We start from the raw sequence: 14209 nt of genomic DNA, 5'->3' as shown, positions 1-14209 counted from the left end.
GCTCAGTTCACAGTCGTGGCCATGTAGTACAGCATCGTGCACCACAGCGTTGCCCCGAGAGCCATGAACACATAGTTGATCGGGGTGAACCGCGCGTTGCTTTCGCCCAGTGGGTCACCGGCGGCGGCGTTGAGGCCGCGCTGGCCCTTGAAGGTCACCAGCGCCTGGATCGGCAACAGCACCAGGCTGGCGATATCCAGCCACAGATTGTCGGGATGCCTTTTGGACATGCCATCAAGGCCGTGGCTGATCAGCAGTATCACCACGAACTGCGAAGCCAGGTCCCACGGTAGCCAGTCATGGCGACGGCCGTTTTTCTTGATCAGGGTATTGGCTTCGCGGTACAGCGCGTGGGTGTAGAACAGCATGAGCATGGCTCGGGCGATGGGCCACATGGGTTGTCCGCTGGCCTGCTTGAACTGCTGCCAGTTCTTGTAGGCCCAGTACAGCAGGTAGAGGCCGAAGGTCAGCATGAACAGGGTCATGAACTTGGTCTTGGACACTACGTAGAAAGGGCGCTGCACGTCGCTGGCAGTGGCCAGCTGGGCTTGAGACGGGGCATAGAGCTTGTCAGACACGATCATTCCTTTGTGGGTCTACAGGGCGCGCAAGATTAACCCGGTGCGATGCCAAGGACCTATCGCGATAAATCTGAAGATGCGGTTTCAGGCGCGCCCGATCCAGGAATACTGGAAGGACTTCTCCTCGCCCCGGTGGCCGCGGCGGCGATAGCTGGCCAGGGTCGCGCTGGAACAGTAGGTGCAGTGTTCGCAGTGTTCAATCTGTTCCTCATCGATGCCTGCCGCGCGCAACAGGTTCAGGGCATAGAGGCTCAGGTCGAACCACAGCGAGTCCGGCCGGGTCGGCGCTGGCGGGGCGATCTCCGGGGGCAGTCGTGGCGCGGGGCGCTGCCGGCTCCAGGGTGTCTGCTCCGGCGACCACAGGTGGCCTTGGCTGGCCGACAGGGTGTTAATGAAATCCGGGCTGACTTCGTAGCAGCAAGGCTTGATCGACGGGCCGAACGCCACGCGCAGCTGATGGGCGGCGATGCCCTTGGCGGCGAAGTGCTGCAGCACATTGTCGATGATGCCGCCGTGCAAGCCTTTCCAGCCGGCATGGACCGCGGCGACCCACGAGGCGTCTTCGCTGCTGATCAGCAGCGGCAGGCAGTCGGCGGTGATCACCGCAATGGGGCGACCGGTGCGGGTGAACACCGCGTCGCCGCGGATGATGCCGCTCGGCAGGGTGGTGCTGGCCTCCACCACCTCGCCGGTGTGGGCCTGGGAGCAGAAGAACAGGTTGGCGGGCTTTGTTGCCCCGATACGCGAAAACTCGTGACGGATGCCCGGTATCTGCTTCAACACTGGCGCCTGGAAACTCATCGGACCTTCGCTCTGTTGCCTTGGACTGCTACAGAGCATAGCGGGATCATGAGTCCTTTTGCTGACAGAGGCCTGTCAACTGGTCGGCAGCTCGTCCGATCGCGGCATCAGTTTTTCAGCGGGATATAGAGTTCGACCACGCTGTCCGGGTGCATCGGCCCGAAAAAGCGCTCCCCGGTGTACTCGAACTCCACCCCTTCGTCGGCCCGCATCCCGGCGGCCGGCAGCCATTCGCTGTAGGCGGCGCGGAAGGTCTCCGGCAGGGTCTGCACCGTGCCCCGATGCTCGACCCGGGCGTACTGGCGGGCGGGGATTTCCAGTTCCACCATGCCTTCCACCAAGGGCGCCTCGGCGCTGACCGGCAGCCCGGCGACGTAGCGCCATTGGCCGTCGCCCAAGGGCTGGCAAATACCATAAGTGCCGACCGGTTCGGCCAGGCGCTGGATCTCCTGCTCCCGTGGCTCGAAGCGCTGCCACAGCTCGGCAATCGAGCCCTGGTCATCCTGCTGCCAGGCCATGCCGATGATGCGCTGCGCCGCCAGCGTCACCCGCACCGGCGTCTGCGGCGCCGGCAGGCTGTGCTCGGGCTGCGCCAGATAACGCTGCAACTGGCCGAGCACGTTCTGGCTGCGGGCGATCTGGGTTTCCAGCTCACCGGCATGGGCCTGCAACGCCTGGCGCAGACTCAACACACTGTGCAGCGCACCGCTGTCCGCCAGCCCACGAATCTCCTCCAGCCCCATGCCCAGCTGCCGCAACCAGACAATGCGCCCGAGGACGCCGATCTGCTCCGGCTTGTAATAGCGATAACCGTTGTCCTGCCCGGTCAGCGCCGGGGTGAACAGACCGATGCTGTCGTAGTGGCGCAAGGTCTTGGTGGTGAGGTCATGGCAGCGGGCCATTTGACCGATGGTGAGCATGCAAACGTCCTTTTTTGTGGTGAGGGTCGAGCGGCACTTTAGGGGTTTACCCAAGGGCAAGCTCAAGGCCGTCTTCTCTTTTTTCTGGTTATCACGGGGGGATGTTCGGACCTGTCATGGGGTCGGGGCCCACAGCGATGGAGTTCACATGAAAATGCCATCGTGGACAACGAGGGCATAGGGCATAGGGCATAGGGCGGTGATGGTGGATGTATGCAGCGGATGGAGCGGCTCAGACCGATTTCACCGGCTTGATCAGGCTCTCGGCGGGGATGCCGAACAGTTGGTGCAGTTTCCAGATCATTGGCAGGGTCAGGGCGCGTTTGCCGTTGAGTACTTCGTAGACCCGGTTGGTTCGGCCGATGGCGGGAGCCAGGTCGGCGGCCGACAGGCCCGATTGCTCCATGCGGAACTTGATGGCGTCGATCGGGTTGGGCAGGTCGACCGGGAAGTGCTTGGCTTCATAGGCTTCGATCAGAGTGATCATCACGTCGAAGTAGTCGCCTTCTGCGGTGCCGGGTTCGGGCTCGTTATCGAACAGCACCGACACTTGCTTGAGCGCCGCGCGGTAGTCCTGGTCGGTGTGGATAGGGCGAATCTGCATGGTCGTTACTCCATTTCAACGCGGTCGGCGTCGATGGCATCGTACTGCTGGTGAGTGCCAACGAACTTGATGTAGAGGGCGCCAAAGCGGTAAGCCACGGCGACTACCAAGCGGTGGTCATTGCCTTTGATGTTGAACACCACACGACGGCTTTTAAGAATGCTGGCGCTGCAAAACTGCTCCTTGATCTGTGCCGGATTGGACCAGTTGGCATTGCGCGCTTCATCGATCCAGGCCAGAAGCGGTTGTTCGACATCCGGGTGCTGTTCCCAGAACGTCTTCAAATGACTGACGGCGATAATCCTCATGGCTCGAAATCCTAGTCCCGTCATGGGACTTAAGCAATGGGGTGAGAGAGGAAGCCGATGGACGGATAGTCATCGAGGCTACCCGTCCCAGAGGTGTGGCTCAGTGTCGATCAGCGCCTGCTGTCATCGCGGTGTGCACATCATCCATCACCGCTTTACCCATCTCACCCAGGTAATGTGCCGCCCAAGCATAGCGGTCCGCCTGTGGTTCCATGGCCGCGTCCAGGGTCAACTGTTTTGCCAGATGTAGCAGCAACGAAGCGTGTTCCAGGGCGTCGGCCAGGGGTACGTCGGCGTTGACCCGCAGCAGCGGACGTTGGCCTTCGCCACAATTGGCAAAGGTTATTTCGCCGAGGGTGTGCAGGGAGGAAGGGGACGGATTGAGGGGGTGTTTCATGGTGAACCTCCTTGATTCGAAGAATCATCACCGTCTGCCGCCAAACAGATCAGGGTGACGGGTTACGCAGGATTGGCGGACCGGGAATCAAGGCAACCGGCGAACCCGAAGGTTCTCCCACGCAACCCGTCATAACGCAGGTATGCGGGCGCAAAAAAAAGCGCCTGCAAAGGTGGGGGCGCTTGTGCGCCTCGATTCTATCAGGCCGCCAAGCCTGTTCGCTGGTTTTGCAGCGATGGTCGAACCATAGGGTGGAAGAGATGGAGTCGCAACGCTGTTACTGCGACATTCTGTGACTATGGGATGTGCGCATTTCTTGAATGCCCTAAAGGATTCTGTAGCCGCTGCCGAAGGCTGCGATAAGGCCCGAAGGGCCTTCGGCGTCAGTAAGATCGCTGCGCCCGTTCCGGTCGATCGCAGCCTTCGGCAGCGGCTACCCAAAAGGCCTAACGCACCAGTCGAAAGCCCATTGGCCCCTGTAGCCGCTGCCGAAGGCTGCGATAGGACCGAAGGTCCTCCAGCGGTCGCAAGATCCCTGCGCCCCTGCGGGGTCGTTAGCAGCCTCGCGGGCTCGGCAGCGGCTACAGGCCTGTGTTCAGCACCTTGGCCATTTCCGCGGTGGCCGCCCAGCCCAATCCGGCATACACCGGCTTGCCCACCTCGGTCGCATGCAACACGGCGAAGCTCAGCCCGCGCTGGATGAATTCGGCTTCCGCCAGCTTCATCAGCGCCGAGGCCAGCCCTCGGCGCCGGTAGGCGGGTTCGACGTACAGGTTGAGCACATAACCGCGCTGGTCCTGGGTCGGATGGGCCGGGTGGGGCGGCCAGTCGATGCTCATCAAGCCAATCGCCGCCACCGGTTGCTGGCCGTCCAGCAGGGCAAAGCCGTAATAGCGGCCATCGGGCAAGCGCTCGCGCAGCCAGGGGCGGAAGTGTTCGCTCATCACTTGCAGGGCCGCGGGTTCACCTCCCGCTTCGAGGAACATCGCCTCGCGGTGCCGGCAGACCAGTTCGAGGTCGTCGGCCACCAGTCGGCGCACCGTTAAGCCGGAAAAATCGATACCGCCGGGAATCGGGTTCATCGCCTGCACCTCGGCCAAAAAACCTGATGCTAGGAGCGATCGAAAGACGGCGTCAGACACAGAACGCAGGAAAAATCGGCATACAGCATTCATCACCCATGCCCGCGCTTGCGCGGCGTGAAAAATAAAAAGGGCCCACCTCGCGGCAAGCCCCTTGGGTTTTCCTGCGTTGGCCTCAATCCCCCAACGCTGCCCCTTCACGCCGTGGATCGGCGCCACCGGCCCATGAGGTTTTACCCTGGGCATCGCGTACCCGCACGATCGCCTGGGTGCCGCTGGTCATGTCGATGTCGGTCACCTCATGCCCCTTGGCTTTCAGCGCCGCTTTCAACCCAGGGGTGAGCTGGCCTTGTTCCAGTTCGGTCGGGCCGTTGCGGCTGCCGAAGTTGGGCAGGCTGATGGCGGCTTGCGGGTCGAGGTTCCAGTCGAGCATGCCGATCACCGACTTGGCCACGTACTCGATGATCTGCGAGCCGCCCGGCGAGCCGACGGTGGCCAGCAGTTCACCGCTGTCGCGGTCGAAGACCAGGGTCGGCGCCATGGACGAGCGTGGGCGTTTGCCCGGCTGCACGCGGTTGGCCACCGGCTGGCCGTTCTCTTCGGGGATAAAGGAGAAGTCGGTCATCTGGTTGTTGAGCATGAAGCCCTGGACCATCAGGTGCGAGCCGAAGGCCGCCTCCACGGTGGTGGTCATGGACACCGCGCCGCCCTGGTCATCCACCGCCACCACTTGCGAGGTGGAGATACGCATCGGCGAGCGATCCGGGGCGTAGGCCACCTGGATGCCCTGGGGCTTGCCGGGCTCGGCCTTGGCCATGCTGCGCTCGCCGATCAAGGCAGCGCGCTGGGCCAGGTATCGCGGGGCGACCAGGCCGGCGATCGGCACCGGGGCGAAGTCCGAATCCGCCACGTACAACGCGCGGTCGGCGTAGGCCAGGCGTTCGGCTTCGGCGATCAGGTGCACGGCTTCAGGCGCCGGTTCGAGGCCGGCCGGCAGATGGGTCTTGGCCGGTTTCAACGGTGGCAGCGCATAACGCGGATCGCGGGCTTCCAGCGCCTGCAGGGTGCCGAGTATCTGCGCCAGGGCGATCCCGCCCGACGAAGGCGGCGGCATGCCGCAGACCTGCCAGCGCTTGTAGTCGGTGCACAGCGGTTCGCGCTCCTTGGCGCGGTAGCCTTGCAGGTCGTTGAGCGACAGGCTGCCCGGGTTGGCGTGGCCCTGCACCTTGGCGACGATTTCCCGGGCGACCGGCCCTTGGTACAGAGCGTTCGGGCCCTCTTTGGCGATACGTTCGAGCACGGCGGCCAACTGCGGGTTTTTCAGCAGGGTGCCGACGGCTTTCGGCGTGCCATCGGCCTGCAGGAAGTAGGCGGCCATGTCCGGCGATTTCGCCAGGTACGGATCGGCGACGATCATGCTGTGCAGGCGCGGAGAGATCGGGAAACCCTGGTCCGCCAGGCGAATCGCCGGCTCGAACAGCTGCGCCCACGGCAGGCGGCCGTGTTTTTCATGGGCCAGTTCCAGGGCGCGCAGCACGCCGGGCGTACCCACCGAACGGCCGCCGATCTGTGCCTGGGGGAACGGCATGGGCTTGCCGTCGGCTTGCAGGAACAGCTTCTCGGTGGCCCCGGCCGGCGCGGTTTCGCGACCGTCGTACGTGCGCACCGCCTTGCCGTCCCAGAGCACGATCAAGGCCCCGCCGCCGATACCCGACGACTGCGGCTCCACCAGGGTCAATACCGCTTGCATGGCAATCGCCGCATCGATGGCCGAACCACCCTTGCGCAACATTTCGCGCCCGGCTTCGGCCGCCAACGGGTTGGCCGCGGCCGCCATATGCCGGTCGGCGTGTTGCACTTGCAGGTCGGTGCGATAACCCGAAGCGATTTCCGGGGCGGGGGGCAGGGCGGTGTGGGAAGGGGCGCAAGTGTTGCAGGCGGCGAGGCTTAAGGCGACGGCGAGCAGCGAGAAACTGGCAAGCCGGCGGTGACGCGGATTGAGGGTCGAGAACACGCGTTGAACTCCGTTCACTGGGTAAATGATGTGTCGTCCGTGGGGAGGAATGTACAACAGTGAGCGGGCCCATGCTGACCCTTTCGCTGGGCGCTACGGTGCCGGGATTGCCGGTGCTTGCGGGCAAGGCCCGATGCCGGACACTGGCCTGGAGGTGGCCGGTGGCGCTGCTGGGATTTGGCATTGAAGGCGCGGGGCGCGGGGCGCCTTGAATCAAGGTAGAAACATCATGCCGGCAATGGCAGCCACAGGCCGGCGGGCCTGCCTGTGGCTGCCTCAGGCTCGTATCAGAGCGAGATCCCGTGCAAACGTAGCCAGGCATCCAGCGCCAGCGCTGTTTCCAGGTTGTGCCGGCTCATTTGCGTATTGAAGTAGCCCTCGGGCTGGCGCAGTTCCTCGGCCATATAGGCGTGGGATACGATGCCGAACACCGGGTTCCCCGTGTCCTGCAGAAGCTGCCGGGCACTCTGGCGCAGGAAGCGTTCGTAGCCCAGGTCGGCTGAGGTCGGATAGGGGCTCTTGCGGCGTTTGAGCACCGCCTCCGGTACCAGGTCGGCACAGGCCTGCTTGAGCAGCCACTTCTCCTCGCCATCCTTGCTCTTGATCGACCAAGGCACGTTATAGATGTACTCGACCAATTGGTGATCGGTGAACGGCACACGTACCTCGAGGCTGTTGCACATGCTCAGGCGGTCCTTGCGATCCAGCAGCATCACCATCCAGCGTTTCAGGTGCATGTGGCAAAGCTCGCGCATCCGGCGCTCGTGCGGGCTGTCTTGCGCCAGGTGCTCGACCTGGCGCAGCGCATCGTCGTAGCTCGCCTGCTGGTACTGGGCGAGATCGCATTGGCGGTTGAAGTCGGCATTGATAAACGCGGCCGGCAACTTCACTCGCGACGCCCATGGAAAGGACGCGGAGGCGATGACCTGAGGATCACGGAACCAGCCATAGCCACCGAAGACCTCATCGGCACCCTCCCCGGAGATGGCCACCGTGGAGTGCTTGCGAATTTCCCTGAACAACAGGTTCAACGAGGTATCCATGTCGCCGAAGGTGAACGGTACGTCCTTGGCGCGGAATACCTCCTCGCGCGCCAGGTCGGAGATCAGTTCCTCATTGTCGATGAGGACGGTCTGGTGCCGGCTACCGATGAACTCCGCGGCCAACAGGGCAAAGGGCTGGTCCTGGTCGGGACGCAGGTCGTCGCTCTTGAACTGCGCGGACTGGCCAGTGAAGTCCACCGAAAAGGAATTGATATCCCCGCCGGTCTTCGCCTTGACGATACGTTGCGCGATGGCCGTGAGGGTGGTGGAGTCGAGCCCGCCGGACAGCAGCGAGCACACGGGAACGTCGGCATACAACTGCGAGCCCAGCGCGTGGGTGACCAACTCGCGGGTCTGTTGCACGGTCGTCTGCAGGTCGTCCTGGTGCTCCTGGCGGCGTACCTTCCAGTAGCACTGGATCTTTATCTGCCCATTGGGGCGCCAGGACAGGAAGTGGCCGGGAAGCAGCTCCATCAGGTTCCGGAAAGGCGTCTGGGCGGTTCCCTTCGACAGCGTGAGCACGTCGACCAGCCCCGTCACCTCCAGCCCCGTGGTGAACTCCGGGTGAGCCAGGATGGCCTTGATCTCCGAGCCGAAGAGCAGCCCTTCGCGATGCCGGGCATAGAACAGCGGCTTGATCCCCAGGCGATCGCGTACCAACAGCAGGTGGCCATCGCGTCCGTCGAACAGGGCGAAGGCGAACATGCCTGTCAGGTGATCGCAGCAACGCTCGCCCCATTCCAGGTAGGCATGCAGCACGACCTCGGTATCGCTGCGGGTCTGAAATTCATGCCCCGCCTGTCGTAGCTGGTCGCGCAACGCATCGTGGTTGTAGACCTCCCCTGTGTAGACCAGCGAGACCTCCTGGCCGTCCGCAAAGCGATAGACCATTGGCTGGGTACCGCCGCTCAGGTCGATGACCGCCAGCCGCCGATGCCCCAGCAGAGCATGTCGATGTTTCCATATGCCTTCGGCATCAGGCCCGCGCAGTGCGAGCGTATTGGTCATGGCGCGAATCGCAGGGTCTTCCCCTTCGAGCCTGCGCGTATAGTCTACCCATCCTGTGAGACCACACATTTAGTAACTCCTGTCATTAATCATTGAACCGCGCCAGCTCTGTCTTGAGCGAGTCATGCCACCTTGGTTGACTCGTCGACGAGGCGGGTCTCGTGCAAATACCTGCGTTATTCAGGGTTGCAAACGCCGTACCTTCCAGCCCGTATCGCTGCGGTCATAGCGCAGGCGCTCATGCAGGCGCTCCTGGCCGTTACCCCAGAACTCCAACGACTCAAGCCGCAACTCAAACACGCAATAACCCTCGGGACGCGGCAGCGGACCTTGCACGTCGGCCAGTTCCCTGGCGGCGCTGCGCATGGCTTGAACATCCTTGAGTTCTTCACTCTGGCGAGACACCGATGACATCGGATGCGTGGCATAAGGGCGCTTCAGCCACGCCTCGTCAGCCTTGGCATCCGGCAAGCGCACGGCCTGGCCATTGAGGATGATCTGCTGGCTGGTTTCGCGCCAATACAGCACACCCGAGGCCCAGGGGTTCTCTGTCAGTTCGCGGCCTTTCTGGCTTGCGGCATGGGTGCTGAACAGCACCCCGGTGTCATTGATCTCACTGATCACCACGATGCGCGTCGAAGGCCGGCCCTGGCTGTCCGCCGTGGCCAGCGCCAGCGCACGGGGTTCGCGGATGCCCACGCGGCGTGCGCGTTCGAGCCAGTTGTGCAGAACGCTCATGGGATTGGCAGGCAGCGTCTGGTACTCGGGAAACGGCGCATCCAGTGTGCCGGTCAGGGATTCCGACATGCCTTTACCCAGCAGCGGCTGGCCTAGTACTGAACTGTTCATAGAACGATGGTCCCCCGTCCGAAGGTGACGCCATTGCCTGATACTTCGACCCGCGTCAGTTGATCGGCGTGGCCCTCGGTCCTGGCGAACATGAGTGAAGGGCGGCCGATTTCCACGCCCTGAAGAATCTCGATCTGCTGGCCGAACTCGATCTGGCCATGACGCGCCAGATGAATCGCCAAGGGCCCGGCAGCGGAGCCTGTGGCCGCATCCTCGACCACCCCATAGGCCGGTGAGAACATCCGGCTGCGCCAACGCCGTCCCGCGCCGGCAAAACAGTTGATGGCCATGTCGTGGAAGCTGGACAGGGCACGGTGGTCGGGGTGCAGGGCGGACAACGCGGCGATGCTCGGCAGGCCGACGAACACATGACGCGGGCCGTTGTGATAGATCTCGATGGGAAAGGTCGAGTCGCTGATGCCCAGGGCCTTGAGCAATTCGGCGTCGCGCCCCAGGGCCGTCCAGGTCGGTATCGGCTGGTCCATGCTGGCGGCGACGACGTTGCCGTTCTGGCGCTCCAGGTCAAAGGCGATGGTGCCCATCTGGGTTTCCAGGAACAGCCGGTGATTGTCGGTGTGCGCCCCCAGGGCAATGGCCGTGCCCAGCAACGGGTGTCCGGCGAAGGGCAGTTCGTTGACCGGGGTGAAGATCCGGATCAGCGCATCGCCACAGTTGCGTGGCTTGAGCACGAAGGTGGTTTCCGACAGGTTCATCTCCCGGGCGATGCGTTGCATTTGCTCGGCCGACAAGTCATCGGCGTCAAAGAACACCGCGACCGGATTGCCTTCCAGCGGGGCGCTGGCAAAGGCGTCGATGATGACGTAATGGTGCATGGTTATCTCCCGGCAGCCGAAGCGTTACTCTCGACAGGTGTGTGGATGAGGGCGTGCCGCAGCAGGTCGGCGATGATGCGCGGGCCTTCCTGGGTCAGCAGCGACTCGGCATGAAACTGCATGGAGGCGAACGACGGCCCACGCAGGGCATGCACCTCGCCGGTTTCGCTGTCGCGGCTGATTTCGACGGTGCCGATGCCGTCGATGTCCAGGCGGTCACTCGAACTCTGGGCGGCGAAGGTGTTGTAGAAACCCACCCGTTCGGCGTTGCCAAACAGGTCGATCTGTTTTTGCACACCCTGGTTGGGAATGGCTTTGCGCTGCAGTTCCAGGCCCAGGCACAAGCTCAGCACCTGATGGCTCAGGCACACCGCAAGGAACGGCCGCTGCTGGCTGAGCAAGGAGCGGATGGCCACGTGCAGGTGGTTGATTTTCGGCTGTTGGACTTCGCTCGGGTTACCGGGGCCGGGGCCCATGATGACCAGGTCGTAGCCGTCAAAGCTGTATTCGTCGCTGAAGCTGCATACCGTCACTACCAGGCCCAGGGCCCGCAGTTGCTTGGCGATCATCGAGGTGAAGGTGTCTTCGGCGTCGACGATCAGCACCCGGCGCCCGCTGAAGTCGGCCTGGAGCTGCTCCCGCTGCTGGCTGTCCATCAGCCAGAAGTCCGAGACGTAGGCATTGCGGCTGGCCAATGCGGCGCGCACTTGCAGGTGATTGCCGAAGCGCGAGGGCGCCTGGTTTTTCAGTGCGCTGATCAGGCCGGTGGCCTTGGCCCGGCTTTCGGCAGCCTCGGTCATCGGGTCGGAATGGCGCACGATGGTCGAGCCCACGCTGATCCGCACCTCGCCGCTGTTATCGATGTCGGCGGTGCGAATCAGGATCGCCGAGTCCAGGGAACGCCCGCCCTTGCCATCGCTGCCGATCAGCGCAGCCATGCCGCTGTAGTACGCGCGGCCTTGCGGCTCATAGCGCTGGATGACCCGGCAGGCGCTTTCCAGCGGGCTGCCGGTGACGGTCGGGGCAAACAGGGTTTCGCGCAGGATTTCCCGTACATCGCGATGGGTCTTGCCTTCGATGAAGTACTCGGTGTGGGCCAGGTGCGCCATTTCCTTGAGGTAAGGACCGAGGACGTGGCCGCCGTCGTCACAGATGCGCGCCATCATTTTCAGCTCTTCATCCACCACCATGTAGAGCTCGTCGGCCTCCTTGCGATCCGCCAAAAAGTCCATGACTTCCGTCAGGTTGGGGCCGGCGGGCGGATAGCGGTAAGTGCCGCTGATGGGGTTCATCACCGCGAGCCCATCCTTGATGCTGATGTGGCGCTCGGGGGACGCACCCACGAAGGTACGGCTGCCGGTGTGGATGATGAACGTCCAGTAGGCGCCTTTCTCCCGTTCCAGCAGATGGCGAAAGAACGACAGCGCACTGGCCGGGCCGTACTCGCTGATCTCGGCCAGGAAGGTGCGCTTGATGACGAAGTTGGCGCCTTCCCCGGAGCCGATTTCGTTGGCGATCACCTGGCTGACGATCTCGGCGTAGCTCGCGTCGCTGAGGTCGAAGCGTTCGCTGTTCAACTGGATCGGCACGTTGGGCAGCAACCCCAGCAAGCGTTCGATGCTGATGGATTGCTGCTCGGTGATGTTCATCGCCAGCAGCGGCGACTGATCGTCCACCGCCTCGAAACCGCGCTCGGCGATCTGCCGGTAGGGGATCAGCGCCAGTACATCCAGGCGAGGCGCGCCGATCGAGGTGGCAGGCAAGTCGATATCGGCCAGGACCTGCGGTTCCGACATTTCGCCGATCAGCACGTCCAGCAGGCCGGGGCCGCTGGATTCCGGGCGGTACAACAGGGCAAACGGCTCGGGAGCCGGTTGCAGGATGCGTTCCATGAGGTGGGCTGCGGTCTGGCTCATAGCACTACCTCGTCGGTGGTGATGACCATGGCGCAACGGCTGGCGGCGTATTCGATGGCCATCCAGTGGTGCTCCTTGCTGAAGTCGGCGATCGCGTCGGCAACGAGGAACGGCTGGATATCGTTGGAGTAGGCGTCCACGGTGGAAATCAGTACCCCGACATGGGCGTACACCCCGCACAGGATCAACTGATCGCGCTCGTTGGCGCGCATGCGTTCCAGCAGGTCGGAGTTGAAGAACGCACTGTAGCGCCACTTGGTCAGCAGCCAGTCGCCGGGCTTGGGCGCCAGGGCGCCGACCACCTCGCGGTCGGCGGGGCTGGCCTTCATGCCCGGGCCCCAGAAGTCCTTGAGCAGCCCGCGTTGCTCCTCGCTCATGCTGCCGGGCTGGGCGGTGTAGGCCACCGGAACGCCGTTGTCGGCGGCCCACTGGCGAATGCGCGCGGCATTGCTCACGACTTCGTCACGCAGGGCGTCGGGCAAGGGGCGCAGGAAGTAGCGCTGCATGTCATGCACCAACAGCACGGCACGCTCGGGGTCGATGCTCCATTGTGCGAGGTTGACGGGCAGGTCGCGGTTGGTAGGCAAGGCGTAAGGGACGATCGATGGAATGCCGGTCATGACGACAAACTCCAGTCAAAAGGAGGCAAGGGTTGAGGAGGGCTGGTTTTTCCAGGCCATCACCGCAGTAATGGCTTGCCAGGGGTTCAGGCGCGGGTCGCACAGGCTTTTGTAGCGGCTGGCGACCTGATGCAGGCCGGCGGCATCGGAAGCGCACTCGCTGACGTCGTCAGGGGTGGTTTCCAGGTGCAGGCCGGCGGCCACGCCACCGGCAGAGGTCACGGCATGCTTGAAGGCGGCGATTTCCTCGGTGATGGCCTGCACCATGCGGGTCTTGTTGCCGCAGGGCGCGACGATGGTGTTGCCGTGCATCGGGTCGCTCAGCCAGATGATCTTGTGGCCGGCCTGGCGCACCGCTTCGACCAGCGGAGGCAGGCGCTCGGCGACCTTCTGGGCGCCCATGCGGGCAATCAGGGTCAGCCGGCCGGGTTCGCGCTTGGCGTCCAGGCGCTCACACAGGCTCAGCAGCTGGTCCCGGGTAATGTCCGGGCCGACCTTGCACGCCACTGGGTTGAGCACTTCGCTGAGCAGCGCCACGTGAGCGCCCGTTAACTGACGGGTACGCTCGCCGATCCACGGCCAGTGGGTAGAACCGAGAAATACCCGGCCCTGTTCGTCCTGGCGCAGTTGTGGCAGTTCGTAGTCGAGTACCAGCATTTCGTGGCTGGTCCAGGCCGGTGAACCTATGAGTTGCTCCTGGCCTGCCGACGCTTTCCAGCCCAGGTGCTGCATGATGTCCCGTGCGGCGCCATAGCCTCGAACCAGGCGTTGCGCATCGTGCTGGCGATGGCCGCAGACGGCCTCGCGGCCGTTGACCATGTCGCCGCGATACACCGGCAACTCGAGATCGCCAATGCGTTCGTTGTTATTGGATCGGGGCTTGGCGAACTGCCCGGCAATCCGTCCCACCCGTACCACCGGTTGCTGGGTCACGAGCCGGAACGCTCCGGCCAGGATGTCCAGCACCGCTGCTTTGCGGGCCACATGATCGGGAGTGCTTTCATCCATGTCCTCGGCGCAGTCACCGGACTGGATGACCATCGCTTCGCCGGCCGCTACACGCGCCAGGGTGGCGCGCAGCACCAGGATGTCTTCCACTCGAATCAATGAGGCGCTGTCCCTGAGGTAGGCCTGCGCGTCATGCAATTGTGATGGTTCGCTCCATTGAGGCTGCTGGAACGCTTCACAACTTAGAACCCGTTTCAGTAAGTCTTCCATGATGCGATCACTCTC

The 14209-nt window shown here is 63.4% G+C and carries 14 protein-coding genes; all 14 read right to left on the bottom strand.

The features are described 5' to 3' along the window. Positions 1 to 2: 2 nt before the first annotated feature. The 14 genes from CXQ81_RS27730 to CXQ81_RS27665 all read right to left on the bottom strand — a co-directional run bounded on the left by CXQ81_RS27730 (position 3) and on the right by CXQ81_RS27665 (position 14194). Positions 3 to 584 (bottom strand): hypothetical protein, encoded by a 582-nt coding sequence (locus CXQ81_RS27730; protein ID WP_256593439.1) that lies wholly within the window; start codon positions 582 to 584, stop codon positions 3 to 5. A gap of 81 nt (positions 585 to 665) precedes the next feature. Next, positions 666 to 1382 (bottom strand): polyphenol oxidase family protein, encoded by a 717-nt coding sequence (locus CXQ81_RS27725; protein WP_101339106.1) that lies wholly within the window; start codon positions 1380 to 1382, stop codon positions 666 to 668. A 107-nt stretch (positions 1383 to 1489) separates the two neighbouring features. Further along, on the bottom strand, positions 1490 to 2302 hold the full coding sequence (locus tag CXQ81_RS27720) for a GyrI-like domain-containing protein (protein WP_101339105.1): 813 nt from the start codon (positions 2300 to 2302) through the stop codon (positions 1490 to 1492). 232 nt (positions 2303 to 2534) lie between these two features. Continuing rightward, positions 2535 to 2906, bottom strand: coding sequence for a type II toxin-antitoxin system HigA family antitoxin (locus CXQ81_RS27715; protein WP_092417716.1), 372 nt, complete (start codon positions 2904 to 2906; stop codon positions 2535 to 2537). Positions 2907 to 2911: 5 nt separating this feature from the next. Beyond that, positions 2912 to 3214, bottom strand: coding sequence for a type II toxin-antitoxin system HigB family toxin (locus tag CXQ81_RS27710; RefSeq protein ID WP_101339104.1), 303 nt, complete (start codon positions 3212 to 3214; stop codon positions 2912 to 2914). Between the two features lie 100 nt (positions 3215 to 3314). Continuing rightward, positions 3315 to 3611 carry a DUF3077 domain-containing protein gene (locus CXQ81_RS27705; RefSeq protein WP_101339103.1) on the bottom strand — a complete coding sequence of 99 codons (297 nt, stop codon included), beginning with the start codon at positions 3609 to 3611 and terminating at the stop codon, positions 3315 to 3317. Positions 3612 to 4192: 581 nt separating this feature from the next. Continuing rightward, complete coding sequence (locus CXQ81_RS27700) at positions 4193 to 4693, bottom strand: GNAT family N-acetyltransferase (protein ID WP_101339102.1); 501 nt, start codon at positions 4691 to 4693, stop codon at positions 4193 to 4195. A 175-nt stretch (positions 4694 to 4868) separates the two neighbouring features. Further along, positions 4869 to 6707, bottom strand: a complete 1839-nt coding sequence (ggt, locus tag CXQ81_RS27695) for a gamma-glutamyltransferase (RefSeq protein ID WP_101339101.1) — start codon at positions 6705 to 6707, stop codon at positions 4869 to 4871. A 287-nt stretch (positions 6708 to 6994) separates the two neighbouring features. Beyond that, positions 6995 to 8827 carry an asparagine synthase (glutamine-hydrolyzing) gene (gene asnB / locus CXQ81_RS27690; protein ID WP_101339100.1) on the bottom strand — a complete coding sequence of 611 codons (1833 nt, stop codon included), beginning with the start codon at positions 8825 to 8827 and terminating at the stop codon, positions 6995 to 6997. Between the two features lie 111 nt (positions 8828 to 8938). After that, positions 8939 to 9607 carry a phenazine biosynthesis FMN-dependent oxidase PhzG gene (phzG, locus tag CXQ81_RS27685; RefSeq protein WP_101339099.1) on the bottom strand — a complete coding sequence of 223 codons (669 nt, stop codon included), beginning with the start codon at positions 9605 to 9607 and terminating at the stop codon, positions 8939 to 8941. Beyond that, on the bottom strand, positions 9604 to 10440 hold the full coding sequence (locus CXQ81_RS27680; RefSeq protein ID WP_087092059.1) for a PhzF family phenazine biosynthesis protein: 837 nt from the start codon (positions 10438 to 10440) through the stop codon (positions 9604 to 9606). The genes phzG and CXQ81_RS27680 overlap by 4 nt, the downstream gene beginning before the upstream one ends. Before the next feature lie 2 nt (positions 10441 to 10442). Then, on the bottom strand, positions 10443 to 12332 hold the full coding sequence (locus tag CXQ81_RS27675) for an anthranilate synthase family protein (protein ID WP_371860914.1): 1890 nt from the start codon (positions 12330 to 12332) through the stop codon (positions 10443 to 10445). 20 nt (positions 12333 to 12352) lie between these two features. Continuing rightward, on the bottom strand, positions 12353 to 12976 hold the full coding sequence (locus tag CXQ81_RS27670; protein WP_007923187.1) for an isochorismatase family protein: 624 nt from the start codon (positions 12974 to 12976) through the stop codon (positions 12353 to 12355). A 15-nt stretch (positions 12977 to 12991) separates the two neighbouring features. Beyond that, entirely contained in the window at positions 12992 to 14194 is a 1203-nt protein-coding gene (locus tag CXQ81_RS27665; protein ID WP_053262621.1) for a 3-deoxy-7-phosphoheptulonate synthase, read from the bottom strand. Between the last annotated feature and the right edge of the window lie 15 nt (positions 14195 to 14209).

It is taken from the genome of Pseudomonas sp. 09C 129 (assembly GCF_002843625.1).
Lineage (GTDB): Bacteria > Pseudomonadota > Gammaproteobacteria > Pseudomonadales > Pseudomonadaceae > Aquipseudomonas > Aquipseudomonas chlororaphis.
The sequence above is the reverse complement of the archived record's forward strand: the minus strand, read 5'-3'. Positions and strand labels throughout refer to the sequence as shown.